This is a genomic window from Dyadobacter sp. AC419 (genome assembly GCF_979253085.1).
Window position 1 is genome coordinate 204,620 of the sequence record NZ_CEEDCD010000027.1, and the last position, 23,831, is coordinate 228,450.

The window sequence follows — 23,831 nt, forward strand, 5'->3', positions numbered from 1 at the left end:
TTTTGTTTACTGCTTCTTTCCGTATTTCTCTTTATATTTCTCGTAAAGCCGCTTCTGCTTATCATCGAGATTCACTTTTCCTCCTTTAATAAACGCCATCTGGATTACATTGCCGCGCATATCGAGCATATCGCCGGTTGTAACCAGAAATGACGCCTGCTTGCCTTTTTCTAATGTGCCAACTTCTTTGTCTGCACCGATAATTTCGGCAGCATTTTTTGTGACAAATTGCAATGCTTCTTCTGGCGTAACATTACCAAATCCTGATGAAGTCCCGGCCAGGAAAGCGAGATTACGCGTCCGCCACCATTCATCCGCATATGTGATGGCCACTTTTACACCCGCCTTATGGAGCATTCCGGGCAGCTCGTAAGGAAGATATACGTTCTCATCAACACGCCCGGGCAGGCGGTGCGTCGGGTTCAGAATAACCGGAATCTGGTTTTCTTTCAGGAAAGCAGAGACTTTGTAAGCTTCGTCGCCACCCACGATAACGATTTTTTTGACGCCCATTTCTTTTGCAAAATTTACCGCTTCGATGACGTCTTTTCCATATTCAGCGCGAATATACAAGTTGGCCGAACCGTCAAAAAGAGGTTTCATTGCCGCTAAACGCAAGTTTACAGGATTTGGCGACTGCGTTTCTGCATAGGCTTTTGCATCCGAAAATGTTGCCTGGAATACATTAAGCACTTCCTGGCGCTTATCATTTCTCTTAACAGAAACCGTAAAATCGTCATAATTGAAGCTGCTAGCCAGAAATGGCGGCCAGCTGATCCAGATGCCATCGTCTTTCTTCAAAACTGCATCTTCCCAGTTCCAGCCATCCATATAAAAAACGGAAGAAGAACCCGAGATCACGCCACCCTGCGGCACCGACTGCGATAACAAAATCCCATTGCCACGAAGCGTCGGAATCACTTCCGAATCTGTGTTATAGGCCACAAGCGCCCTTACGTGCGGGTTAATCTGACCGATTTCATTGTAATCAAGCGTGGCACGCACAGAAGCAATTTCCTGCAAACCAACAGTTGTATTCAGTGAGATAATACCGGGATAAATGTGTTTTCCTTTCGCATCGATCACCTCAGCACCATTCGTGCTCGTAACTGAGCCGGAGCTGCCTATTGCGGTAATAATCCCTTTGTCAAATGCGATCACACCATTTTCAATCACTTGTCCGGTGCCGGTGTGAATGGTCGCTCCGGTAAGCACGATCAGTTTTGACTGAGCGACTGCGGGAGCTGGATTTTGCGCATTGCTGAACGGAATGAGCGAAAAATAGCTCAATGCCAGGCTCGCAAGCGGCTTAATGAATTTATTTTTTATCATAACAATGAATTGAGATCTGGATGAAATTAATGCGCTGCTTCATGCTCGGTGTGCACGCCTACAATGTCTTCGCAATGCCACATTTTTGGCTGCGTTGCCTGTGGTTTTTGCGTCGGCTTGCCTTCGGCTTTGTCACCTAACATTTGCTGAATGAGCCTTTCGCGTTCAACGGCCATTGTTTTTTGCTTTTCCTCATCCTTTTTTCGGTCAAAATAAATTGCGCCTTCGATCATTGTAAACTCCGGCCGCGCATATATGGACAGCGGATGCGCATTCCAGAGCACCAGATCCGCATCTTTTCCTGCTTTTACACTTCCTAAGCGATTGTCAACGTGAAGCAATTTAGCAGGATTAAGCGTCACCATTTTCCAGGCTTCCGCTTCGGGGACGCCGCCATATTCCACTGTTTTAGCCGCTTCCTGATTTAGCCTCCGTGCCATTTCAGCATCATCTGAGTTGATGGCAACCGTTACGCCTTCATGATACATGAGTGCTGCATTGTAAGGAATTGCTTCCTTCACCTCCATTTTATAAGCCCACCAGTCACCAAATGTTGAGCCGCCAATGCCGCGTTTTGCCATTTTGTCTGCCAGCTTGTAACCTTCCAGAATGTGGGTGAATGTATTGATCTTGAAATTCAGCGAGTCGGCCACGTGCATGAGCATATTGATCTCTGACTGCACGTAAGAGTGACAGGTTATAAAGCGCTCACTTGCCAGGATTTCAGCAATTGCGTCGAGCTCAATGTCGCGTCTTGGTGCATTCGTTCCCTGTTTTTTAGCATTGGCATTGTAAGCCTTCCAGGAAGCTGCATAATCTTTTGCACGCAAGAAATGGTCGAAGAAAACCTGCTCAACACCCATTCTCGTTTGCGGAAAGCGCGTTCTGACAATGTCGCCCCAGTTGGATTGCTTCACATTTTCCCCCAACGCAAATTTGATCGTTTTCACTTCCGGAACCAGCATTTCAGACTGACTGGCGCCCCATTTAAGCTTGATTAATGCGCTTTGCCCACCGATTGAATTCGCAGAGCCATGCAACAAATGCGACGTGGTAACGCCTCCCGCAAGCTGGCGGTAAATGTTCACATCGTCGGGGTTAATCACATCGCTCATCCGCACTTCGGCCGAGCTGGTCTGTCCGCCTTCGTTAATGGTAAAAAGTGCGATATGCGAGTGTTCGTCGATGATTCCGCTTGTTAAATGCTTGCCGGTTCCATCAATCGTTTTCGCTCCCGAAGGCGCAGAAAGCCCTTTCCCTACTTTGCTGATCTTGCCATTCTGAACAATTACGTCTGCATTTTGCAAGATTCCCTCTTTCTCGTTGGTCCAGATGGTTGCATTTTTAATCAAAACGGTTTCGGCAACAGGCAATGTTTCATTTCCAAAACCCACGAACGGATAATATACGGGGCCAGTCTCCTTAATTTTGGCAATGGTGGAATCCTTTGCCGCAGTTTGCTGATATTTTTCGGTTAAAGTTGCAGTCCACTGAACAACGGTTCCATCAGGCAAAACGCCTTCTCCCGACAATCCTGTCCCGTTCAACCAACCAGTCAGACGAATTGTCCCTAAGCTTTTATCAGGCTGATAAGTCATGGTAAGCAACTTATCCGCAAGAATTACCTTAGGCGTTATTTTGACCGAATCACGCACGACCACCTTGTATTCCGGCTTGTCTGCTGCGCCCGTGATCTGCAATTTACCCGTGGGCTGATTGTTGAGCGAAAGCGTGTAAGTCCCGCGCACGTCGGGTGCATTCATTGTCGCGAGGATGTATTTTTTGCCTTGGATCCAGTTTTCGTAGATCACATTATCCTTGGCAAACAGATCGCCCGAAGTGATGATAAAATTGGCAAGCAATCCATTTTTCAGACTCCCAACCTGACCTTCCGCTTTAATCAAGCCCGCCGGAATGGTCGTTAATGCTTCCAAGGCTTTCTCTTTCGAAAGTCCGTATTCAACAGCCGTTTTAAGGTTTTTCCAGAATTCAGATTTGTTTCTGTTGCCTGAAGCCGTCAGCGCGAAAGGGATCTGCGCCTTAGCCACTTCCGAAGGATTCTTCGGTGCCAATTCCCAATGTTTCAGCTGGGCCATGCTAACCAGATCAGCGTCCCAGGGATCTGCAACGTCATATGCATCCGGAAATTGAAGAGGCAGGATCAGCGTTGCTTTTGTGTCCTTGATTTCTTTCAGGCGCTGATATTCGTCGCCGCCGCCTTTGATAATGTATTGTATTCCAAATTCGTCGCCCACCTTATCGGCACGCATAACGCTGTATTTGTCATTCGTTTCGAAGAATGAAGGAAGGGTTTTGATCTGGTTAAATGCTTCCAGGGACAAGTTCATTTCCTTTGCCTTGTTTGTTTTGGCATACCAATCGGCATCGTAATAATTCTGCCTCAGCAGCGCCACAATGCCCATTGTGGAAGATGGATATGTTTGTGATGAAGACCCTTTGCTGAATGAAAAGTGAGCCGAAGCCTTTCCTTTCAGCAATGCTTTGTTAGCGCCTTCGTCGGTAAGCGTTACCACGGCGCCGTTTCCTCTTACAATGCCGTCATGGCTGTGGATCAAAACGGTTCCGAAACCGATCTTTCTGAGTTCTTCCGCTTTTTTAGCGTCAGGCATGAACAGCTGGCTCGCATCATTTTCGGGTTGAATGGCCTGGTTCCAGCCATATGCACCTTTTTTATTGGATTCCAGCTGTGGTGTCTGTCTGCCGCCTCCGCTTCTTTCCCTCTTCACTTCCGGCATCCCATAATCCGAATCCAGGTCAATGAACGATGGATAAATGTATTTTTCTTTCAAATCTGTCACCACCGTTCCGGCAGGGATCTTCACTTGCTTACCCACTTCATGGATCAGTCCGTTTTCAATGAGCATGGTTCCTTTCAGGATTGTCGTTTTCGAATCGACCACAATGGTTGCATTGGTGAATGCATAGCGTCCCGGCCGTTCGTCATAAGCTCCGTTTTGGGGGAACGTTTCCTGCGCATGACAAATCACACTGAACGTAAGACAAGTCAGCAGGCTTGATAATTGTTTAAACATATGTTGGTATTTGATTGCACTAGAGATTTACAAGATACTTATGTTTACATTATTAAGTAATATTTTTAATGCTTTTCAAGATGAATTACAATCAATTCAAAGAATCAATCACATTGCCCGCACCGCCCGAAGGCATTTCTGAGCCCTTAAAGGCACTTTGGTATGCTGCAAACGACGATTGGGAGGCTGCGCACAACATTGCGCAAAGCAAAGAAGGGACACCTGTTTATGATCGTTTGCATGCTTATCTGCATCGTGTTGAAGGCGACACCTGGAATGCCGGATATTGGTACAGGCGTGCAGGAGAGGCTGTTTTTAAAGGGTCACTGCAAGAAGAATGGGAAGCTTTAGCACGATTATTAGTGAAATGACATAAGGTTTTAACCTTATATATGAGTAATATAAGGCTTTTACCTTATATTTGACGATTATAAGGCTAAAAGCTTATATCATATGAAGAGATATCAGGCCGTAATCACCGCTGATATGGTTAACTCAACGCGCTACCCACGTGAAAAAACCACAGAATGGCTAGGTGAAATGATCGATTTGCTCAGAGATAATCCATCTTTTGACTGGGCGCTTAAACCTGAAATATATCGGGGAGACAGCTTTCAGGGTGTTTTAAAAAACTATAATGAAGCCATGCACGCGGCCATTCTCGCACGTGCATCCATGCGCATGCACGCAACGAACACGGACTTGCGGATTGCGATCGGGATTGGCAAAACAGAGCAGCTTACCGATCGCGCAGGCACTTCGGACGGGGAAGCATTTCGGCTGTCCGGGCGGCTGGCGGATAACATTCGAAAGCAAAAAGCTCGGATAGGCATTGCGCTGCCCGTTCCGTCTGAGCCGCTGAACGCAACATTGGATTTACTGGAAACGCTTATTGAGAACTGGACGGTTTCTCAAAGTGAAGTTGTTCTGGCCTTGCTTCAGAAAAAAACCATTACACAAATCGCGGAACAGCTTAGCATCAGCCAGCCGGCAGCCAGTCAGCGGGTTGCTTCCTCGAAATGGTGGGCGATTGAAAATTTTCTGGCTACCTTTCCAAAACATTTATCACTATACACAAAAACAAAATCATGATTGAGTTTTTACAGCTTTTGCTCGCACACATTCTAGTTGATTTTTACTGGCAGCCCACCAAATGGGTTATTGACAAAAAGGAAAAATCGCTTCGTTCCAAGTTTCTTTATCTCCACATTGCCCTCGTAATTGCCATTTCTTACATTCTGCTCGGTCATTGGTCCAATCCGGTTCCAGCCATTGCATTGGGCCTTGTGCACGGCATTATTGACATTATAAAGATCAGCTTTGATAAAAAAGGAACACTTGCATGGTTTGTTGGCGATCAGGTTGTGCATGTGATTAGCATTGCATTGACGGCGCTGATTATTACGAATAAACTGCCCGTTGGCCTGGACAATTTCAAAACATGGCTGTACACGCCTAAAACGCTCGCTATTCTTTCCGGCGCGTTGCTTTCCCTCTCCCCGATCTCCTTTTTTGTGGGCATATTAACAAGGCCCTGGCGGGAAGAACTTGCAGCCTTTGGCTCCGAATGCAGATGACAACCTGGCCAATGCCGGACGCTGGATAGGCATGTCGGAAAGGTTACTAATCTTCGTATTTGTGCTGGTGAGCCAGTTTTCGGCGATTGGGTTTCTGATTGCAGCAAAGTCGCTGCTGCGCTATAATGATAAATCTGCCAGTGGGGAAATTTCAGCGGCTTACATCAGCAAAAAGTCGGAATATGTGCTTGTGGGCACATTAATGAGCTACACTTGTGCCATTGCAGTTGCGCTGGTTGTCAAAACCTTGTACTAAAAATTTCCGGGCGGATTAAACCTTCACGACAAACATTGCTCTAACATGGGTAACTAAACTTTGTAACCATGAAGAAAACGATGCTGGCCATGTTAATGGCATTTTTTAGCATAACCGCTTTTGCCCAGCGTCAAAATTCGGACGTGACGCCTGAGCAGCGTGCAGAAAATCAAGTGAAAATGATGACCGAAAAGCTCAGCCTCTCAGAAGATCAGCAAAAGCAAATTTATAATCTGACCCTCGCAAGAACGCAGAAAATGAAGGAGTTAAGAGAAGCGCAAACCGCTGACCGCGAACAAATGAGGGCTTCCATGGAAACCTATAACAATGAGGTTGCCAAGTTACTGACTGTGGAACAGCAGGAAAAATACAAAACAATGCTCGAAGATCGCCGCGGTGGTGGTGACCCTCGCGGAGGCGACCGTCGCGGAGGTGATCGTAGCGGAGGCGGAAGAGGCCCAAGAAACAACTAAGCTCTCTTTTATCAGAAAAAAAGGGTTGAAATCGCTTGATTTCAACCCTTTTACTTTTGTATAACCTGAATATCAGATGGCCATTTCAGTCTTGAACTCTGATGTAAAATGGAAATGAATAGCTGGATTATTTTCCCTGTTCATCCGGATCATCCATTCAGACTCGGCAAGGAAAACTGGATTTCTGTCCTTATCGTAAGCAATCTGGTTTCCTTTGAGACGCACAAACTGATCCATAGCGGGCTTTTCGTCCGCAGTAAGCCAGCAAGCGCGTGAAATGTTCATCGGCACCCAGCGACATTTGGCACCATATTCATGTTCGAGGCGATATTGAATTACGTCAAATTGCAGTTCACCCACGGTGCCCACAATTTTCCGATTCCCTAAATCCAAAGTAAAAAGCTGCGCAACGCCTTCGTCTGTAAGCTGTTGAATGCCTTTTTCCAATTGCTTGGATTTCATCGGATCCAGGTTGATCAATTCCTTAAAAATCTCGGGTGAAAAACTCGGAATTCCTGAAAATTGAAGGTTCTCACCTTCTGTTAATGTATCACCGATTTTGAAACTTCCGGTGTCATAGAGCCCCACAACATCTCCCGGGAAGCCTTCGTCCATCACACTTTTAGCCGAAGCCATGAATGTAAACGGAGAAGAAAAACGGACATCTTTGCCCATTCTCACATGTTTATAGAACTTTCCGCGCTCAAACTTTCCTGAACAGATCCGTAAAAACGCAATGCGGTCGCGGTGGCGCGGGTCGAGGTTAGCGTGGATTTTAAATACAAAACCGGTAAACTTAGGCTCCATCGGCGACACTTCGCGAACATCCGTTGGCCGCGGCTGAGGGATCGGGGAAATCTCGCAGAATGTGTCCAAAAGCTCCTTAATGCCAAAATTATTGATCGCACTTCCAAAGAAAACGGGAGCTAACTGACCTTTTTGATAAGCCTCTTCTGAAAACACGTCATAAACGCCTTCCACAAGTTCCACATCTTCGGTTAGCTGCGACGCATCCCTTTCTCCAAGCAAATTGGCCAGATTTTCATCTTCCAGACTGACTTTCGCAACGTCGTTTTCAATCTTCGTTTTATTGATTTTGAAGAAATAAAGCATTTGCTCATACAAGCTGTAAACGCCTTTGAAATTGACGCCCATATTAATCGGCCACGTAAGCGGGCGAACGCGAATGCTCAGTTTCGTTTCCAGTTCGTCAAGCAGCTCAAACGGGTTCTGCCCTTCCCTGTCCAGTTTGTTGATAAAAACAATCACCGGCGTGTTACGCATCCGGCAAACTTCCATCAATCGTTCAGTCTGTTCCTCAACGCCTTTTACGCAGTCAATAACAAGGATTACACTATCCACAGCCGTTAATGTGCGGTAAGTGTCTTCTGCAAAGTCCTTGTGACCGGGCGTGTCGAGAATGTTGATCAGCAAGTCTTTATATTCAAATGTCATTACGGAAGTAGCAACCGAAATTCCCCTTTGCTTCTCGATTTCCATGAAATCGGAAGTGGCAGTCTTCTTAATTTTATTGGATTTTACCGCGCCAGCCGTCTGAATCGCACCTCCAAACAGCAGGAGCTTTTCCGTAAGGGTTGTTTTTCCCGCATCCGGGTGACTAATAATGGCGAATGTGCGGCGCTTCTTTATCTCCTGTAAATTACTCATATCTAAAAATTTGCACAAAGATAAGAATAAACAAAGGCCGCCCCTAACCGGAGCGGCCCGAAAATAACATTGTATTCAAACGTCTTTCCGAAAGTCGGATCTCAGTAAAAAGAGTGCTTGTAATCTTCAACAGAAGTCATGATCACTTCATGCGCCTCTTCTCTTCCGTACACATTCGTAATTTCAATATGTGCTTTCTCACCTGGCAAGTTCTTGTAAGTCAGGAAGTAATGTTTCAAACGCTCTACAATTCCCTCAGGAAGCTCGCTAAGGTCTGAAAAACCGCCATAAACTTCATCACCTTTCAACACGGCAATGATTTTATCATCCGCCTCGCCGCCATCGATCAAACGGATTCCGCCGATTGGCTTCGCTGTGCAAAGAATGTCTCCGTGTGAAATGATTTTTTCGCAAAGCACAAGAACGTCTAATGGGTCACCATCGCCTTCCGTTACGTCTCTTCCAGAGCGTTCGCGTGCAAGCGCCGCGATCTTTTCTGAGCAGTAAGTTTTAGGAATAAAACCGTAAAGTGCCGGAACAATGTTGGAGTATTTTTGCGGCCGGTCGATCATCAGATAACCGGTTGCCTTATCAATCTCGTATTTAACTGTATCAGTAGGAACAATCTCAATAAATGCAGTTACAAGGTTTGGTGCATTATCCCCCATCGGGATTCCATGCCAGGGATGTGCTTTGTGTACGTTGGCGATCATTATTTGTGTAATAGTAATAACTTTTAAATGAATTTATTAAATAACGTTGTGTTGGTTTTATCCGACCTTTTCAGAAATGTTGTAATCCCCGGTTTTTGAAATTGACTGTTTCACAAACAATTCGCCAAGAAATCCTGCAAGAAATAATTGAGACCCGACCATGATTGCCACCAATGCCAAAAAGAACAATGGGTTTTCGGTTACATTGCGGTAAGGCTGCAAATGATAAATATTGTAAATTTTCTTTCCAAGAAGCCAAAAAGCTATAATAGTTCCTAGAAAAAACATAAGTGTTCCCAGACTGCCGAATAAATGCATGGGTCTACGCCCAAACTTATTCACAAAGGCAATCGAAAGCAAATCCAGAAACCCAAAAATGAAACGTTCCAGTCCAAACTTTGTGGTGCCGTATTTTCTGGGACGATGCTGGACAACCTTCTCCCCGATTTTTGCAAAGCCATTCCACTTGGCAATCACCGGAATGTAGCGGTGCATTTCTCCGTAAATCGTGATGTTTTTAACGACATCTTTGCGATATGCTTTGAGCCCGCAATTGAAGTCATGCAGAGAAACGCCCGAAATGCTGCGCGTGGCAGCATTGAATATTTTGGTAGGAACTGTCTTGGTTATAGGATCGTAACGCTTCTTTTTCCAGCCCGAAACAAGGTCATAACGATCTTCCTTGATCATTTTGTAAAGTTCGGGGATCTCGTCCGGGCTATCCTGCAAATCGGCGTCCATTGTGATGATCACATCGCCTTTGGCAGCCTGAAATGCAGTTTGTAGTGCGGCTGTTTTGCCATAATTACGCACGAACCGGAGCCCGCGTACATTCGGATTTTGCGCTGAAATGTCTGTAATTACGTCCCAGGAGCGATCTTTACTGCCGTCGTCCACAAACAGGACCTCATAAGTGAATCCATTTTCATTCATTACCCGCGCAATCCATTCACTGAGCTCAGGCAATGATTCTTCTTCATTGTAAAGCGGAACGACAACGGAAATCTGGATAGCTGAATTAGTCATGAATAACGGTCAATTGCAGTGCCCTAACGGCATTACATTGTAAAGTTCGTGTTTTTCCCGATCAAAATATCAAATAAAAATCCTTCAATAATTCTTTAAAAGCGCTGTCATACGTCACGCCGTCCGGCTCATAAATGTGAAGCACTTTGTTAAGATACACATTGTGAACGACTTCGCTCCGCTGAAAGGTCATCAGCTGCCGAAAAGCCTTCTTGCCTGAATGATGGAACAAAGTCAGTTTTCTGCTCAAATTCCAGCCTGCCTGCTGCGCTTTTATCAAAAACTGATTGCCCTCATCCACTGGAAAAAGAATGTTGAATTTGCCCTCTGCCGATAAAAGCCGGTCAATGGCCGTTAGCAATTCAGCAAAATCCAGCGACTTGGCGTGATGTGCAATGTTCTTTTTGTCCAGCGGCGAAAGCAGATCCGACTGGAAAAATGGCGGATTCGTGACAATAACGTCGTATTTATGATCGGCACTAAACTCTTGCACAGCGGAATGGAATAACCGGATGCGGTCATGAAATGGACTCTTTTCAACGTTTTCTCCCGCCTGGTAAAAAGCTTCCGCATCGATTTCAACGGCGTCAATGATGCCATAACTGTTTCTTTGCGCCACCATGAGCGATAGCAAACCCGTTCCGGCGCCGATATCGAGAATGTGATCTGCATCCGTAACGTCCGCCCAGGCGCCCAGCACGCAGGCGTCCGTACAAACTTTCATCGCGCACTGATCTTGCTGCACGACAAAATTCTTAAACCGAAAAGATGCATTTCGAGCCATAACCGTTCTATTTTCTTCCAAAATCAGCCGGGTTTTCACCCCAGTATTCGGTTTCCCATTTCAGGATTTTATTCGGAAACTTGTTGGCTGCCAGCCAGCGCTCGGCACGTTGCAGCATTTCAAAAACAGGCTTATTTCTCGGTGTCAGAGCCAATTTCGTGTTGGCGTGCTTTTTCTTAATCCATGCAATAGCCGTTCTTGAATCGCTGTAAATGGGCAGGTCACTTTCCTTTTTTTGTAAATAGGCCAATGCATGCACGATTGCCAGAAATTCGCCGATATTGTTGGTTGCGTCCTTGAACGGGCCTTGCAAAAAAATCCGTTCGCCGGTTGCGTAATAAATACCTTGATATTCCATGTCGCCCGAAGCCGTGTTCCAGGCTGCGTCGACGGCAATGCTGTTTTTAATGGGTTTGCCAATGTTGGCGGGAATGTCTTTGGTTATGGCGGGCTTATTTTCCTTTTTGGCAACAAACTCCCAATAATTTCTCTGAATCGCCGCTTCCGCCTCCTGAACGGAGTCAAATGACTTGTAACGCGCGTCCTCAAAGCCTTTTATCTGCGCTTCACATTCTTTCCAATCGGTAAAAACGCCCGTTTTTCTTCCCTGCCAAACCACATAATATTTTGTCTTCTTTGCCAAGCTTAATTTTGAATGACCGGGTCGCCGGTGCGATGAATGACTGACTGGGCCAATGCGGTTGTTATGCTTTTTGCTCCCAGATTTCTGCAATGTTGACGATCACTTCGACCGCTTTTTCCATGTCCTGCACAGAAACCCATTCCAGCTTGGAATGGAATGCATGCTCGCCTGCAAATATATTGGGGCAAGGCAAGCCCATGAATGATAATCTCGATCCATCCGTGCCGCCTCTGATGCTGCGCTGAATTGGATTCAATCCTGCCTTTTTCATGGCCAGCAAAGCATTTTCAAGCACCTGTGGATGCTGATCCAGCACTTCTTTCATATTCCGATACTGCTCTGTCACTTTGAATTCCGCTGTTGAATTGGGATAACGGGTAAGCACATTATTCACAATATCCTGCAACAGCGCTTCTTTTTCATGCAGTCCGGCAACTGTAAAATCACGGATAATGAAACCCAAAACGGTCTTTTCCTGAATGCCTTCGATCTGGACCGGATGAATGAAACCCTGCTTGTCTTCGGTTGTTTCGGGTGATAATGAATCTTTTGGAAGCGCTGCCAGAACTTCACCAGCGATCTTTAATGCATTTTCGAGCTTGCCTAATGCATAACCCGGATGCGTGCTGACGCCGTGAATCGTGATTTTGACGCCGTCGGCCGAAAAAGTTTCATCTTCCAGCGTTCCTACCGCCTCTCCGTCAACCGTATAACCGAAGTCCGCATTCAATTTAGTCATGTTCACATGCTCGGTCCCGCGGCCCACTTCCTCATCCGGGGTGAACAGGATCCGGATGTCGCCATGTTGGATCTCAGGATGCGTTACGAGATAGTCAGCAGCTGCCATAATTTCGGCAACGCCCGCTTTGTTATCAGCGCCCAGAAGCGTCGTTCCGCTTGCAGTAACGATATCATTGCCAATCTGCTGATCAAGATCGTGCAGTTCTCCTATCCGCAAAACCTGCGTAGGATCGTCGGGAAGCACAATGTCTGATCCATCCCAGTTCTCGTGCACGATGGGATTTACGTGTGCGCCCGAAACATCCGGCGATGTGTCAACGTGTGAGCAAAAACAGATTACCGGAACGTCCGTTTTGTCCGAATTAGACGGAATGGTTGCATATACATAGCCATGCTCATCCAAATGTGCGTCTTCAATGCCCATTTCCTGCAATTCAACGACCAACTGATTGCTCAGATCGCGTTGTTTGGCAGTGCTTGGAAAACTGTCGGAATTGGGATCCGATTGCGTGTCAATTTTCACATAGCGAAGAAATCGTTCCAGAGCGGATGTCATAAGCGGGTCAGATTGGAATGTCGGATCAGTTTAAAATCGATGCGAGATCGGCAGGCGAATAGTTGATATTTTTCAACGTTTTGTCATCAGCAGTGCGGTAAACCAAATATTTACCATTGTCTTCCTTGAAATAACAATCGGTTCCTTTGGCTTGATAATGTGCCACAGTTGCTTCGGCTTCCTCAACGCTATTGCACGCTTTGGACATATTGGAACGCTGCACTTCATCAAACAACGTTCTGAATTTTTCGCCCAAACCAAATTCTAAAACCGCGCCGGACAACACATATTGCAAATCGCAGAGCGCATCAGCAATCTCGACAATGTCTTTTTCCAAAATAGCCACTTCCAGCTCTTTCAGTTCCTCTGCAAGAAGCGCAACTCTAAGCTTGCTGCGGTCTTCCGACGGGATTGTAGGCGTTTCCAGAATCGGGTGTTTAAATGTTTTATGAAATTCAGCGACCTGGTTAAGGCTGTCCAATTGTTGCATGATTTATGTTGTGTTAAATTAATTCAAAAAAGCAATGAATCACCTCACATTGAGAGGTTTGTCTTAAATAATTTAATGGAGATCGCGAGCAGGATAATGCCAAAAACCTTCCTCAGAATGTCTGTCCCACCCTGCCCAAGCTTTCTTTCGAGCCAGGTTGATGATTTCAAAACCAGATAAACGAAGAATAAATTGAGCAAAATTCCGATCAGAATGTTCTGAATTTGATAAGCGGAACGAAGCGAAAGCAGCGTGGTCATGGTTGCGGCGCCGGCAATGAGCGGAAATGCAATGGGAACAATTGAAGCCACGCCAACGTCCAGGTTATCATGCTTGAAAATGTTCCTGCCGAGGATCATTTCCAGACCCAATAGGAAAAGGATTATCGCACCCGCGATTGCGAATGAAGCCACGTCAACCCCAAATAAGCTGAGCAGTCTTTCTCCAAGAAACAGGAAAAGGATCATGATAAATCCAGCTGCTAATGTCGCTTTTTCAGACTCGATTTTCCCCAGCTTCCTGCGAAAATCAACGATCAGTGGCAGTGAGCCCAAGATGTCGATAACCGAGAAAAGGATAAGCGTGACGGAAACTATTTCCTTAAAATTGAACATGGGGCTGGCCGGGGTGATCTGTCCGCAAAGTTGCTTAAAACCGACTGCTTACACAACCCTTAATGCGGTTTGCACCAAAATTAGCGCATTAATTAGCGCTTCCGGGCAGGAAGTTCAGGAATGTATTGAACTGCTTTTTGTATTTCTCTTCGTCAATTTTGTAGAAGAATGCGCCCTTCTTGGAAAAGCCTTTCTGCTTCTCATCCAGTTTTACTAATAGGTTAGTAGAAAGCAGTTTACGCGAAAAATTACGCTTGTCAAGTTCCGTTCCAAAAATAGCTTCATACAGCTTCTGAAGCTGCGGAATTGTAAACTTTTCGGGAAGCAATTCAAACCCGATCGGATGCTGGGAAGCTTTGTAACGCAGATGCTGAATGGCCATTTCAACCATTGCGCCGTGGTCAAACAACAACTTTGGCAATTCCTGGATCGGAAACCATTGCGCTTCGAAATTTTTGGAAAGCTTATGGTCGTAATCCTCTACATTAATGAGTGCAAAATAGGCGACAGAAACGGTCCTTTCGACGGGATCTCGCTGCGGGCTTCCGAATGTATGCAGCTGTTCAAGGTAAATGTCTGTTAGGTTGGTCAGTTCGAAAAGGATCCGTGAAGATGCGCCTTCGAGACTCTCGTCCGGCTGCACCCATCCACCCATTAAAGACCACGTATGATGCTCATCTTCAATGCCTCTTTTAACCAGTAATAATTTTAATTCTTCGCCGTCAAAGCCAAAAATAATGGAGTCCAGAGCGACCAGACACTTGGTTTGGGCCTGATATTGTTTTAATATATCTAATCGCACAACTTGAAACTGCGGGAGTGAGTAAGTTAATATTTAGTTAATAAAGCAAAACGCCTCTATTACTACTCATTCGCTATTTTGAAGCATATAAAACCAGAAAATCCTTCAATGTCCGGATTTCATCGTCCGTAATCGCGGGGAAGTTTGCGATCCGGAAACTCGTTTCTTTGTCCTTTCCATAACCGTTTCCGAGCACAATGCCTTGTGCCAAAGCGGCTTTTTTGATATCGCTGATGCGCTCTTTTGTGTCTCTCACGGCGATCACCGTTTGCGAGCGGACTGTCACGTTTTTTATCAAAAGTTCGAAACCATGTTCAGGCAAAAATGCATACCAATCAAGCGCTCTTGCCTCGACTTTTGAAGCAACGTTTTCAATGGGCGCAACCTGTTGCATCACCTTGTTCATCAGGTAAATGCCTAATGTATTCGGCGTGTAAGGCGTCTGGAATTTCAGGAAATTATCTCGGACAAAAAGCAGGCTGTTATAATGTGCACGGTTTCCAACTGCTTTGGCCTGATCAATCGCTTTCGGCGAGACGATCATTACACCCATTCCGGCAGGCAGTCCAAAACATTTTTGAACCGAAGCATACCAAACGTCAGCCATTTCCCATGGAAGTAAGACGCCCGCCATGGAGGAAGTTGCATCAACAGCGATTACATTTTGAACCTGTCGGCGCAGTGAAGCCAGAAAATCGGCGGTTAATGCAGTGCCATTGGACGTTTCATTATGCGTTACGCAAAAAACAGCTTGTTGAGAAAATTGAAGCGTCGGGTCCAAAACTGGATTTTCATCGGCTTCGAAAGGAAAGGAATGAGCACTTCCGGTGAGCTTATGGGTGTATTCCATCCATTTTTCACCAAAAGCGCCATTATAAATATGAACGCTTCCGTCTGAGATCAGTGATTCGGCAATGATCTCCCAGCATTCTGTGGCAGAAGAGACGAAATACACTTCATAATCATCCGGAACATTCAATTTTGCTTTCAAACCACGGATGGCTTCTTCCAGCATTTGCATAAAGGCCGCACTTCTGTGATTAGCGCTGATTACGCCGCTCTCGAATGCTTCCTGCAAATATTGGCCAACCTGATCGTAAACTTTGGAAGGTCCCGGATAAAAAGTGATCATCTTATATCAGATAAATCCTTCACGAATCATTGCTTTTTCGAGCTTCTGGCCTAATTCCTCAGACGCTTTCAGCAATGGCAAACGCACCGCTGAGCTGCAAATGCCTTTGATTTCAAGACATTTTTTAATGCCGACCGGATTTGACTCAATGTAAAGCAGTGTATCAAATTCCAGAAAAGCCAGCTGCAATTGCGCAGCTTCTTTGAAACGGCCTTCTAATGCATGCCAGGTTAACGCACCAAATTCTTTTGGGAAAGCATTGGCAATCACGGATATAACGCCATGCCAGCCAACACTGACCATTGTTGTTACAAGGTTGTCATCACCAGAAAGCAAAAGGAAATCTTCGGGAACACGCGCTGCAAGCTCCATACTTTGCTCGATTGAGCCGCCCGCGTCCTTAATTCCAATAATGTTATTGTGTTCTGCCAGCTTAACAATCGTGTCTGGTTTCATATTGACGACTGTGCGGCCGGGAACATTGTAAAGCAGCACAGGAACCGGAGAAGCGTCTGCAATGGCAGTAAAATGAGCTGTTATTCCTTCCTGCGTGGGTTTGTTGTAATAAGGACAAACAGAAAGGATCGCGTCAACGCCGGTGAAGTCGGTTTCAGCAATGCAATCCAGAACGGATTGCGTGTCATTGCCGCCCAGACCGTAGACAATAGGAAGCGATTTTGTATTATTCTGAATCGTAAATGCCAGGATCTCACGCTTTTCGCGGGAAGTTACCGTAGGAGATTCCCCGGTTGTGCCTTGAACGACAAGGAAATCGGACCCGCCTTCGGATACGAGGTCGATCAGTTTTTTCAATCCGGTATAATCAATTTGATTTTGCTCATCAAAAGGTGTAATCAGCGCCGCTCCTACCCCTTTGAAACGTTGGTCCAATGGCATTATTTACTTATATAATTGTTAGATTTCAAAACACAAAGTTAGCCTTCTGGCTCGTTTTTCTCTATTTATTCTCGATCATCGCCAAAAATTCTTCTTCGGTGATAATTGTGACGCCCAGCTTTCTGGCTTTTTCCAGCTTGGACGGGCCCATATTGTCACCGGCCAGCAGATAATTGAGCTTGCCTGAAACGCCGCTCAGCACGCGCCCGCCATTCACTTCGATTTTCAATTTAAGGTCGTCGCGGTCGAAATTTGCAAAGACACCTGATATCACAAATGTCTTTCCTTCCAGCACGTCACTTTCCAGCTCAACGGGTTTTTCATCGCTTTCCATTTGAACGCCCGCAGCTTGCAAACGCTCCACGAGCTGCTGATTTTCAGGCACGTCGAAATAGGATGCAATGCTTAGTGCAATCCGTCCGCCAATTTCCGGAACGGCGATCAGCTGATCATAAGTGGCGAGCCGCAATGCACTCATGGATTTGAAATAAGCAGCCAGTTTTTCCGCGACTGTGGCGCCCACAAACCTAATGCCGAGCGCAAAAAGTACGTTTTTGAAAGGAACTGTTTTTGACAATGCAATTCCGTTCAGGATATTCTCAACTGTTTTTTCTCTAAAACTGATCTTCTTAACCTTACCAGTTTCTTCGTTTAGAATGCTTTTTTCAAGCCCTAGTAATGTCTTTTCATTCAGGTCGTAAAGGTCTGCGGGCGTTCGCACGAGGCCCAGATCGAAAAGCAATTCAATTTTACCTTCCCCCAGACTTTCAATGTTCATCGCCTTTCTGTGAATGAAATGCTCAATGCGGCCTTTAAGTTGTGGCGGACAATGGCTGTCGTTCGGGCAGAAAAACGCGACTTCCCCTTCATTTCGCTGCAGTTCCGAGCCGCATTCGGGGCAATGTGTTGGGAAAATAAGGGGTTCGGTGGGATATTTCTCGCGTTGGGAAATATCAACTCCGGTAATTTTTGGAATGATTTCACCGCTTTTTTCAACAAAAACCGTGTCTCCAATTTCTATCCCCAGCCTTAGCAACTCGTTGGCATTGTGCAATGTAGCCCGCTTAACACGCGTCCCAGAAAGATGCACACCCTTCACCTTGTTATAAGGCAGCGCACGTTCCGTAATGTCGCAAAGATTGGCAACCGGAGTGACTGCTCCCGTGCGGCCCACCTGATAAGTCACCATGCGCAAAATTGCGGGTTTATTTTCTGCTTTATATTTAAATGAAATGGCCCAACGAGGGCTTTTGGCTGTGAAACCAAGCTCGCGCTGCTGCTCAAATGAATTGATCTTGATTACAATCCCGTCCGTTGCCAGCGGCAATGTCAGGCGCTTATCTTCCCACTCATGAATAAATGCCAGCACCTCATCAATGGTCTGCACTTTCCGCCAGCCCGGCGACACATTGAAGCCCCAGGATTTCAGCGCCAGCAAGCTGTCTTCGTGACTTTTGAAAAATGCTGTGTCGGTTAAAAATGAATAAAGATAGCAATCGAGCCCACGACGCGCGGTTTCAGCCGAATCCTGCAATTTGAAAGAACCAGAAGCCGCATTTCTCGGATTAGCATATTGATTTTCGCCCAAAGTCTCCATTTCCTCATTCAACTTTTGAAAAGACGTGATCGGCATAAAACCTTCACCACGGACTTCAAAAACAGGTGGCAGATTGTCGGATTTTACGCGCAAAGGCAATGAACGGATTGTTTTAACATTGTGCGTGATTTCGTCTCCGCGGGTGCCGTCGCCACGCGTAACACCACGCACCAGCACGCCGTTTTCGTAAGTGAAGCTGAGTGAAATTCCATCAAATTTCAGCTCACAAATGTATTCGTAAGCCTCTCCGTCCAATCCCCGCCGCACGCGGTCGTCGAAGTTGCGCAGTTCCAGTTCATTATATGTGTTATCCAGCGAAAGCATCGGATAACGGTGATAAACGGTGTTAAAATTCTTGGTGATCGTCCCGCCAACGCGTAATGTCGGCGAGTCTTCCTGCCGGAACTCAGGATATTGATTTTCAAGCGCTTTTAACTCATTCAGCAGCTGATCAAATTCGAAATCGCTGATTTCAGAAACATTGTCCTGATAATAGCGATAATTATAATGCTGCAGTTTTTCGGTAAGGGCCTGGATTTGCTGTTCTGGATTCATGTTATAGCGGCTAAAAGGGATTGTGGCCAAATTTAAGAAGCGTCCGCGCCGATTCAAACAATGTGAGAATTGTGTTACCAATTTCTGAGCGTGACGTATCAAGTGAGAAACGGAGCAATCCGCTTGTTTTACCTGATATATTGACACCTATGAATCTCTTGAATTTTTCATTAATTTTAGTAAAAACTCGCTATGCACATGAAGAGCACAGAAACAATTGTTTGGCAGGACTGGGATCTTTCGCAGATCATCAATGGGGAGGAAATTATGTCTCCTAGCCCGAAATCTTATCACCAAATAGCCTCGCGTAATCTGCAACGAATCCTTGATCGCTATGTCGTAGAGCAGGATTTAGGCGAAATGTTGTCTGCTCCAATGGATGTAATATTTGACGAAGACTACAACCGCTTACAGCCCGACCTCATTTTTATCCCAAAGGAAAAAGAAGACATTATCCAGGACTGGATTCGTGGTGTTCCTGATATGGTGGTTGAAATTGTTTCCAAAAGCACCGTAAAAATGGATACGGTTGTCAAGAAAGAAATTTATGAGCGCTATGGCGTCCAGGAATATTGGCTTTTGAAGCCGGAAATGCGAGCGTTGGAAATTTACACGTTAGTCGACGGGCGATATGACGTCTATGCTTTGTTTAGCGAAAACGATGTGGTCAACTCACCATTATTTCACGATCTGGCATTCAAGTTGAACATTATATTTTAATTTCGGCCTGTACTAATTTTTTTGACATTCATGGCTGAAATTGCTCCTTCCATACTTGCTGCCGACTTTGCGAACTTACAGCATGACATAGAAATGCTTAATGCGAGCCCGGCAGATTATATTCATGTTGACGTAATGGACGGCATGTTTGTGCCTAACATTTCATTTGGAATTCCCGTTTGCGAAGCCATTAACAAGCATGCGACAAAACCGCTGGATGTGCATTTAATGATCGAGCAGCCTGACCGGTATTTCGAAGCATTTAAAAAGGCTGGCGCCGCCGGGCTGACTGTACATTATGAAGCTTGTCCGCATTTGCACAGAACGGTTCAGCACATTAAAGAGCTTGACGTTTTGCCGGGCGTTGCATTGAACCCGCATACGCCTGTTGAAGTGCTTTCTGAGATTCTTGGTGACCTTTCGCTGGTGTTGATTATGTCTGTTAACCCAGGATTTGGGGGCCAAAAGTTCATTCAGAATACTTACCAGAAGATTGCCAAATTACAGGCTTTGAAAGAAAAATTTGGCTACACATTCAAGATTGAGGTGGATGGCGGCGTTAATCTTGACAACGCGCCATTGCTGGTTCGTGAAGGGGTCAATATTTTGGTTGCAGGAAGCTTCGTATTTAGTTCGGAAAATCCTTCCCAAACCATTGCTGACCTGAAAAACAGCTAAATACCTGTTTCCAGACACCAATATATGTTCAGAAAAGTTTCCAGGCAAAAACCATGAAGTGGTTTAGATACTTCATTTTCAGCATCTTGGCGGCATCCTGCCTTGCCGTTATCAACATTCCGCAGCCTCGCGAACTTGCTGTCCCCCGTTTTCCATTGAAGGTAAGCCCGAATGGTCGCCACATCACGGATAACAATGGCATTCCGTTTTTGATGGTGGCCGACGTGGCCTGGCAAATGCTTCGAAAGCTGAGTTACACCGAGGCGGTGCAATATATGGACACGCGTAAAGCGCAGTCATTCAACACGTTCTTGGTTCAACTTTTACCGGCTCTGCCCAATCAGCGCAATTTCAGCAAAGCCCTGCCCTTCGTTGATAACGACATTTCGAAACCCAATAAGGCATATTTTGATTATTTTGAAAAAATAATTGCTGCTGCTAAAGAGCGTAATCTGGTTGTTGGCATTGTGGTTTCCCGAAAAAGCTGGAATGCACTTTTTGACGCAAGGGATGCGGCGGTTTGGAAAAATTACGGCGCATTTGTCGGCAGGCAATTTGCAAAATACAACAACATTATCTGGATTGTAAGCGAAGAAGAATATCAGACTGCTGCTCAGTTTGAAGCCATTGCCGACGGCATCCGCTCCAATTCCGAAGGACAAATTATCGCTTCTCTGAGCACCTGCTCGCCGACAAGCGTTAATGACAGTTCAACAGTTCGTTCAGACCTGAAATTCATCATTCCCGATTCCACTGTGACGCCCGCCGAATATGCAGCATTGGCCAATTGGCAGAAAAATTCAGCAGAAGCAGCATTAAGGCCATTTTTGATCGCAAATTCTGAATTTCCAAAAGAAATAACGGACCAGTCTGTGCTGATACGAAACCAGGCATATCAGTCGATAATGAGCGCTGCTGCGGGATTTTGTCACATGAGCACCATTAAAAATTTTAACCCAACCTGGAAAGTCAATATCAATAAAGACGGCGCAGAATACATTCACGAACTCGTCAAAATCCTGAAAGGCATTCCGTGGGAATACATGCAGCCGGAAAATGTGCCTGAACTCCTGCCCGACTCCGTTGATAAGGCGGAAATTGGCATTGTTTCGCTCTCTAATAAGAAAATGTCTATGCTTTATCTGCCCGAATCGCGGCCAGTGAAGCTGGATCTGAGTTATTTGAACGGAAGCGATTTTGCGGCAGTCTGGTATAGTCCAAGAACAGGAAAACGCTGGTCGGGCGGGGAATTTAAAGCGGCTCCACAGGCCGTTGTGCAGCCGCCGGATTCACAGCCGGGCTGGGACTGGATTCTTTTGATTGGCGCGAAAAAATGACCATTTTCCAGTGAGATTTCTTGTATAAATCTCTTCTTTTAAGCATATTATTGCGTCGATTTTTGATTCCTGCCCGCACCAATGCACCCATGAATAATAGCATACTCATCAAAGCGTTCCTTCTGTTTTTGACAGTTTTTGCAAATAAAGGATTCTGTCAACAGATTTTTTGGGCCAATAAAGTGCTGGGTTACTCCTCTGAGTACAGACCGGCACAATACGGCCACGCTTATCGTTCCAAACAAATCCTCGGCATCCCCAATAAACTTCCTGACTTTGGTAATAGCCCGTGTGCATGGTCGCCCGCGGATGCAGATGGACGGAATGAAGAATGGATTAAGGTTGGATTTGAGAAACCACTTCCGCTGAAACAGGTTGCAATCGCTGAAAATTTTAATCCCGGCGCCATTGCTCGTGTTTATGCATATGATGAATCCGGCAAGGAATTCTTGATTTACGACACGCCTGCTGCGCAGCTTACGGTGAAAGGAAGAATGCTCCGGATTTTCCCTAAACAACAAAATTTGCTTGCTAACGCGATCAAAATTGTCATGCAGCCTTCGAAGGTTTCAGGTTTTAATCAAGTGGACGCAATTGCCATTTCTGATGCGGCTAACCCGATTGAGGCGGTTATTAATGTTGCCAAAGGGCCACTCGCTAAAACAAAACGCGAGAATATGGGTCCTGCCATAAACAGCATGGGACAGGAAGTTGCACCGATCATTTCGCCGGATGGTAAGACGCTTTATTTTACAAGAAGTAACTTTCAGGGCAATGTGGGCTCGCCCAAATCGCAAGACATCTGGTATTCCAAACTCAATGAAAAGAATGTCTGGGGGCCAGCTGTGAATATGGGCCCGCCAATCAATAATTATGGCGATAATGCGATCACGAGCATTTCTGCAGATGGAAAAACGATTTATGTGATCAACATTTATCGTCCCGACGGCACCATGGAACTGGGCCTATCGCGCTCTTTTCAAACCAAAACAGGGTGGACATTTCCCAAAGAATACAAGATCAATAACCTCCGTGAAAATTATAATTCCAAGCAGCAAGGCGAGGCTGAAAGCATGGAAACAACCGTGTCGCCTTATGGCAATGTGATGATCATTTCAGTGCAGCGCAGCGATACGGAGGGGAAAAAGGATCTTTACGTTTCATTCCTGCAATCGGATGACAGCTGGTCTGAGCCGCGGCATTTGGGAAATGTGATTAACACCGCCGATTACGAAGGAACACCATTTTTGGCACTGGATAACAGGACATTATATTTTTCCTCACAAGGTCACAGCGGTTATGGTGACGGTGATTTGTTTGTTACAAGGCGTTTGGATGACACCTGGATCAACTGGTCGACGCCTGAAAATTTGGGGCCAGCTATAAATACGGCACTTTGGGATGCTTACATTAACATTCCGGCCACGGGAGATTATGCTTATTTCAGCGCAAGTGAGAAGGTTGTTGGACAAGAAGATATTTTTCGCGTACGGCTTACACCCGAGCTGCGGCCCGACCCTGTTGCGATCATTACGGGGACCATTATGGAAGCTGAAACGAACAAACCATTGCGTTCAGACCTGATTGCTGAGATAAAAAAGAACAATGAAGTTTTCACCAAAGCGACATTTGATCCGGAAACGGGCGAATATCGGATCATTCTTCCGCTCAAAGAAACTTACCGCATTACTGCGTCAGAAAAGGGTTATTTTCCTTTTACGGAAGAAATCAACCTTTCCGTGGACACCACGCTCAGGACAATCAGAAAAGATCTTTATCTGCAACCGATCAAGCCGGGACAACAAATCAGGCTTAGCAGCACCATGTTTGCCCAAAGCAGCGCCGAAGTGATCCGCTCGTCTTACGCTGAGCTCGACCGCATTGTGAAGACGATGACAGAATATCCGGAAATGGAAATTCTGCTGGAAGGACATACTGACAATCAGGGAGAAGTGCAGAAAAATGTGAAGCTCGCAGAAGACCGCGTGCAGCAGGTGAAAAAGTATCTTTTATCCAAAGGCATTACGGCCAAAAGGATCCAAACCAAAGCCTGGGGGCCTGCCAAACCCATCGCCAGCAACCTCACAGAACAGACGCGCCAGAAGAACCGCAGAGTGGAGTTTACGATTCTTAAAATCTAAAAAATATCCTATAAAGGGAAATTTGCTTAATTTCGCGGCAAGTCAA

23 protein-coding genes are annotated in these 23,831 nt (G+C 45.7%); 9 read left to right on the forward strand and 14 right to left on the reverse strand.

The window, feature by feature from the left end; genetic code table 11:
- Window positions 1-6 precede the first annotated feature (6 nt).
- Window positions 7-1,332, reverse strand: a complete 1,326-nt coding sequence (locus tag AC0IYG_RS25820; protein ID WP_471713968.1) for an amidohydrolase family protein — start codon at window positions 1,330-1,332, stop codon at window positions 7-9.
- 26 nt (window positions 1,333-1,358) lie between these two features.
- The gene (locus AC0IYG_RS25825; protein ID WP_471713970.1) at window positions 1,359-4,385 is read right to left on the reverse strand and encodes an amidohydrolase family protein; all 3,027 of its coding nucleotides are present in this window, start codon (window positions 4,383-4,385) and stop codon (window positions 1,359-1,361) included.
- Between the two features lie 80 nt (window positions 4,386-4,465).
- Here AC0IYG_RS25825 and AC0IYG_RS25830 point away from each other — a divergent pair, with 80 nt between their 5' ends.
- From AC0IYG_RS25830 to AC0IYG_RS25850, 5 genes are all read left to right on the forward strand, one after another.
- Window positions 4,466-4,756, forward strand: coding sequence for a hypothetical protein (locus AC0IYG_RS25830; RefSeq protein ID WP_471713971.1), 291 nt, complete (start codon window positions 4,466-4,468; stop codon window positions 4,754-4,756).
- Between the two features lie 82 nt (window positions 4,757-4,838).
- Complete coding sequence (locus tag AC0IYG_RS25835; protein ID WP_471713973.1) at window positions 4,839-5,477, forward strand: hypothetical protein; 639 nt, start codon at window positions 4,839-4,841, stop codon at window positions 5,475-5,477.
- On the forward strand, window positions 5,474-5,962 hold the full coding sequence (locus tag AC0IYG_RS25840; protein WP_471713975.1) for a DUF3307 domain-containing protein: 489 nt from the start codon (window positions 5,474-5,476) through the stop codon (window positions 5,960-5,962). Before AC0IYG_RS25835 ends, AC0IYG_RS25840 begins: the two co-directional genes overlap by 4 nt.
- Window positions 5,934-6,218 (forward strand): hypothetical protein, encoded by a 285-nt coding sequence (locus AC0IYG_RS25845; RefSeq protein WP_471713976.1) that lies wholly within the window; start codon window positions 5,934-5,936, stop codon window positions 6,216-6,218. Before AC0IYG_RS25840 ends, AC0IYG_RS25845 begins: the two co-directional genes overlap by 29 nt.
- Window positions 6,219-6,286: 68 nt before the next feature.
- Window positions 6,287-6,691: a hypothetical protein gene (locus AC0IYG_RS25850; RefSeq protein WP_471713977.1), complete on the forward strand. Its 405-nt coding sequence runs from the start codon at window positions 6,287-6,289 to the stop codon at window positions 6,689-6,691.
- Window positions 6,692-6,763: 72 nt separating this feature from the next.
- Here the strand turns inward: AC0IYG_RS25850 and AC0IYG_RS25855 are convergent, their stop codons facing one another.
- The 12 genes from AC0IYG_RS25855 to ligA all read right to left on the reverse strand — a co-directional run bounded on the left by AC0IYG_RS25855 (window position 6,764) and on the right by ligA (window position 18,909).
- On the reverse strand, window positions 6,764-8,359 hold the full coding sequence (locus AC0IYG_RS25855; protein ID WP_471713979.1) for a peptide chain release factor 3: 1,596 nt from the start codon (window positions 8,357-8,359) through the stop codon (window positions 6,764-6,766).
- Window positions 8,360-8,460: 101 nt separating this feature from the next.
- Window positions 8,461-9,072 (reverse strand): inorganic pyrophosphatase, encoded by a 612-nt coding sequence (locus tag AC0IYG_RS25860; protein ID WP_255699004.1) that lies wholly within the window; start codon window positions 9,070-9,072, stop codon window positions 8,461-8,463.
- A gap of 57 nt (window positions 9,073-9,129) precedes the next feature.
- Complete coding sequence (locus tag AC0IYG_RS25865; protein WP_471713981.1) at window positions 9,130-10,098, reverse strand: glycosyltransferase family 2 protein; 969 nt, start codon at window positions 10,096-10,098, stop codon at window positions 9,130-9,132.
- A gap of 61 nt (window positions 10,099-10,159) precedes the next feature.
- A complete protein-coding gene (locus AC0IYG_RS25870) occupies window positions 10,160-10,882 on the reverse strand; it encodes a tRNA1(Val) (adenine(37)-N6)-methyltransferase (RefSeq protein WP_471714342.1) in 723 nt (240 codons plus the stop codon).
- A gap of 7 nt (window positions 10,883-10,889) precedes the next feature.
- On the reverse strand, window positions 10,890-11,525 hold the full coding sequence (locus AC0IYG_RS25875; protein ID WP_471713983.1) for a ribonuclease H1 domain-containing protein: 636 nt from the start codon (window positions 11,523-11,525) through the stop codon (window positions 10,890-10,892).
- Window positions 11,526-11,586: 61 nt separating this feature from the next.
- On the reverse strand, window positions 11,587-12,822 hold the full coding sequence (gene pepT, locus AC0IYG_RS25880) for a peptidase T (RefSeq protein WP_471713984.1): 1,236 nt from the start codon (window positions 12,820-12,822) through the stop codon (window positions 11,587-11,589).
- 25 nt (window positions 12,823-12,847) lie between these two features.
- Window positions 12,848-13,312 carry a pyrophosphohydrolase domain-containing protein gene (locus tag AC0IYG_RS25885; RefSeq protein ID WP_471713986.1) on the reverse strand — a complete coding sequence of 155 codons (465 nt, stop codon included), beginning with the start codon at window positions 13,310-13,312 and terminating at the stop codon, window positions 12,848-12,850.
- A 44-nt stretch (window positions 13,313-13,356) separates the two neighbouring features.
- Complete coding sequence (locus AC0IYG_RS25890; RefSeq protein ID WP_471713988.1) at window positions 13,357-13,926, reverse strand: MarC family protein; 570 nt, start codon at window positions 13,924-13,926, stop codon at window positions 13,357-13,359.
- An 88-nt stretch (window positions 13,927-14,014) separates the two neighbouring features.
- Complete coding sequence (locus AC0IYG_RS25895; RefSeq protein WP_471713990.1) at window positions 14,015-14,728, reverse strand: NUDIX hydrolase; 714 nt, start codon at window positions 14,726-14,728, stop codon at window positions 14,015-14,017.
- A 73-nt stretch (window positions 14,729-14,801) separates the two neighbouring features.
- Window positions 14,802-15,860 (reverse strand): aminotransferase class V-fold PLP-dependent enzyme, encoded by a 1,059-nt coding sequence (locus tag AC0IYG_RS25900; protein ID WP_471713991.1) that lies wholly within the window; start codon window positions 15,858-15,860, stop codon window positions 14,802-14,804.
- Window positions 15,861-15,866: 6 nt separating this feature from the next.
- Entirely contained in the window at window positions 15,867-16,757 is an 891-nt protein-coding gene (gene dapA, locus AC0IYG_RS25905; RefSeq protein WP_471713992.1) for a 4-hydroxy-tetrahydrodipicolinate synthase, read from the reverse strand.
- Window positions 16,758-16,818: 61 nt separating this feature from the next.
- Window positions 16,819-18,909, reverse strand: a complete 2,091-nt coding sequence (ligA, locus tag AC0IYG_RS25910) for an NAD-dependent DNA ligase LigA (RefSeq protein WP_471713994.1) — start codon at window positions 18,907-18,909, stop codon at window positions 16,819-16,821.
- Between the two features lie 198 nt (window positions 18,910-19,107).
- On the opposite strand from ligA, the gene AC0IYG_RS25915 reads away from it, so the two are divergent.
- The 4 genes from AC0IYG_RS25915 to AC0IYG_RS25930 all read left to right on the forward strand — a co-directional run bounded on the left by AC0IYG_RS25915 (window position 19,108) and on the right by AC0IYG_RS25930 (window position 23,785).
- Window positions 19,108-19,629, forward strand: coding sequence for a Uma2 family endonuclease (locus AC0IYG_RS25915; RefSeq protein WP_471713995.1), 522 nt, complete (start codon window positions 19,108-19,110; stop codon window positions 19,627-19,629).
- A 30-nt stretch (window positions 19,630-19,659) separates the two neighbouring features.
- Window positions 19,660-20,307 (forward strand): ribulose-phosphate 3-epimerase, encoded by a 648-nt coding sequence (rpe, locus tag AC0IYG_RS25920; protein ID WP_471713997.1) that lies wholly within the window; start codon window positions 19,660-19,662, stop codon window positions 20,305-20,307.
- Window positions 20,308-20,360: 53 nt separating this feature from the next.
- On the forward strand, window positions 20,361-21,644 hold the full coding sequence (locus tag AC0IYG_RS25925; protein WP_471713999.1) for an apiosidase-like domain-containing protein: 1,284 nt from the start codon (window positions 20,361-20,363) through the stop codon (window positions 21,642-21,644).
- An 89-nt stretch (window positions 21,645-21,733) separates the two neighbouring features.
- A complete protein-coding gene (locus AC0IYG_RS25930; RefSeq protein ID WP_471714001.1) occupies window positions 21,734-23,785 on the forward strand; it encodes an OmpA family protein in 2,052 nt (683 codons plus the stop codon).
- Window positions 23,786-23,831 lie beyond the last annotated feature (46 nt).

Coding starts and splice junctions, on each gene's coding strand:
- AC0IYG_RS25930 (WP_471714001.1), top strand. CDS start 21,734: ATGAATAATAGCATACTCATCAAAGCGTTCCTTCTGTTTTTGACAGTT.
- AC0IYG_RS25860 (WP_255699004.1), bottom strand. CDS start 9,072: ATGATCGCCAACGTACACAAAGCACATCCCTGGCATGGAATCCCGATG.
- pepT (WP_471713984.1), bottom strand. CDS start 12,822: ATGACATCCGCTCTGGAACGATTTCTTCGCTATGTGAAAATTGACACG.
- AC0IYG_RS25870 (WP_471714342.1), bottom strand. CDS start 10,882: ATGGCTCGAAATGCATCTTTTCGGTTTAAGAATTTTGTCGTGCAGCAA.
- AC0IYG_RS25915 (WP_471713995.1), top strand. CDS start 19,108: ATGAAGAGCACAGAAACAATTGTTTGGCAGGACTGGGATCTTTCGCAG.
- AC0IYG_RS25820 (WP_471713968.1), bottom strand. CDS start 1,332: ATGATAAAAAATAAATTCATTAAGCCGCTTGCGAGCCTGGCATTGAGC.
- AC0IYG_RS25840 (WP_471713975.1), top strand. CDS start 5,474: ATGATTGAGTTTTTACAGCTTTTGCTCGCACACATTCTAGTTGATTTT.
- AC0IYG_RS25855 (WP_471713979.1), bottom strand. CDS start 8,359: ATGAGTAATTTACAGGAGATAAAGAAGCGCCGCACATTCGCCATTATT.
- AC0IYG_RS25830 (WP_471713971.1), top strand. CDS start 4,466: ATGAATTACAATCAATTCAAAGAATCAATCACATTGCCCGCACCGCCC.
- AC0IYG_RS25900 (WP_471713991.1), bottom strand. CDS start 15,860: ATGATCACTTTTTATCCGGGACCTTCCAAAGTTTACGATCAGGTTGGC.
- AC0IYG_RS25885 (WP_471713986.1), bottom strand. CDS start 13,312: ATGCAACAATTGGACAGCCTTAACCAGGTCGCTGAATTTCATAAAACA.
- AC0IYG_RS25850 (WP_471713977.1), top strand. CDS start 6,287: ATGAAGAAAACGATGCTGGCCATGTTAATGGCATTTTTTAGCATAACC.
- rpe (WP_471713997.1), top strand. CDS start 19,660: ATGGCTGAAATTGCTCCTTCCATACTTGCTGCCGACTTTGCGAACTTA.
- dapA (WP_471713992.1), bottom strand. CDS start 16,757: ATGCCATTGGACCAACGTTTCAAAGGGGTAGGAGCGGCGCTGATTACA.
- ligA (WP_471713994.1), bottom strand. CDS start 18,909: ATGAATCCAGAACAGCAAATCCAGGCCCTTACCGAAAAACTGCAGCAT.
- AC0IYG_RS25825 (WP_471713970.1), bottom strand. CDS start 4,385: ATGTTTAAACAATTATCAAGCCTGCTGACTTGTCTTACGTTCAGTGTG.
- AC0IYG_RS25890 (WP_471713988.1), bottom strand. CDS start 13,926: ATGTTCAATTTTAAGGAAATAGTTTCCGTCACGCTTATCCTTTTCTCG.
- AC0IYG_RS25835 (WP_471713973.1), top strand. CDS start 4,839: ATGAAGAGATATCAGGCCGTAATCACCGCTGATATGGTTAACTCAACG.
- AC0IYG_RS25865 (WP_471713981.1), bottom strand. CDS start 10,098: ATGACTAATTCAGCTATCCAGATTTCCGTTGTCGTTCCGCTTTACAAT.
- AC0IYG_RS25925 (WP_471713999.1), top strand. CDS start 20,361: ATGAAGTGGTTTAGATACTTCATTTTCAGCATCTTGGCGGCATCCTGC.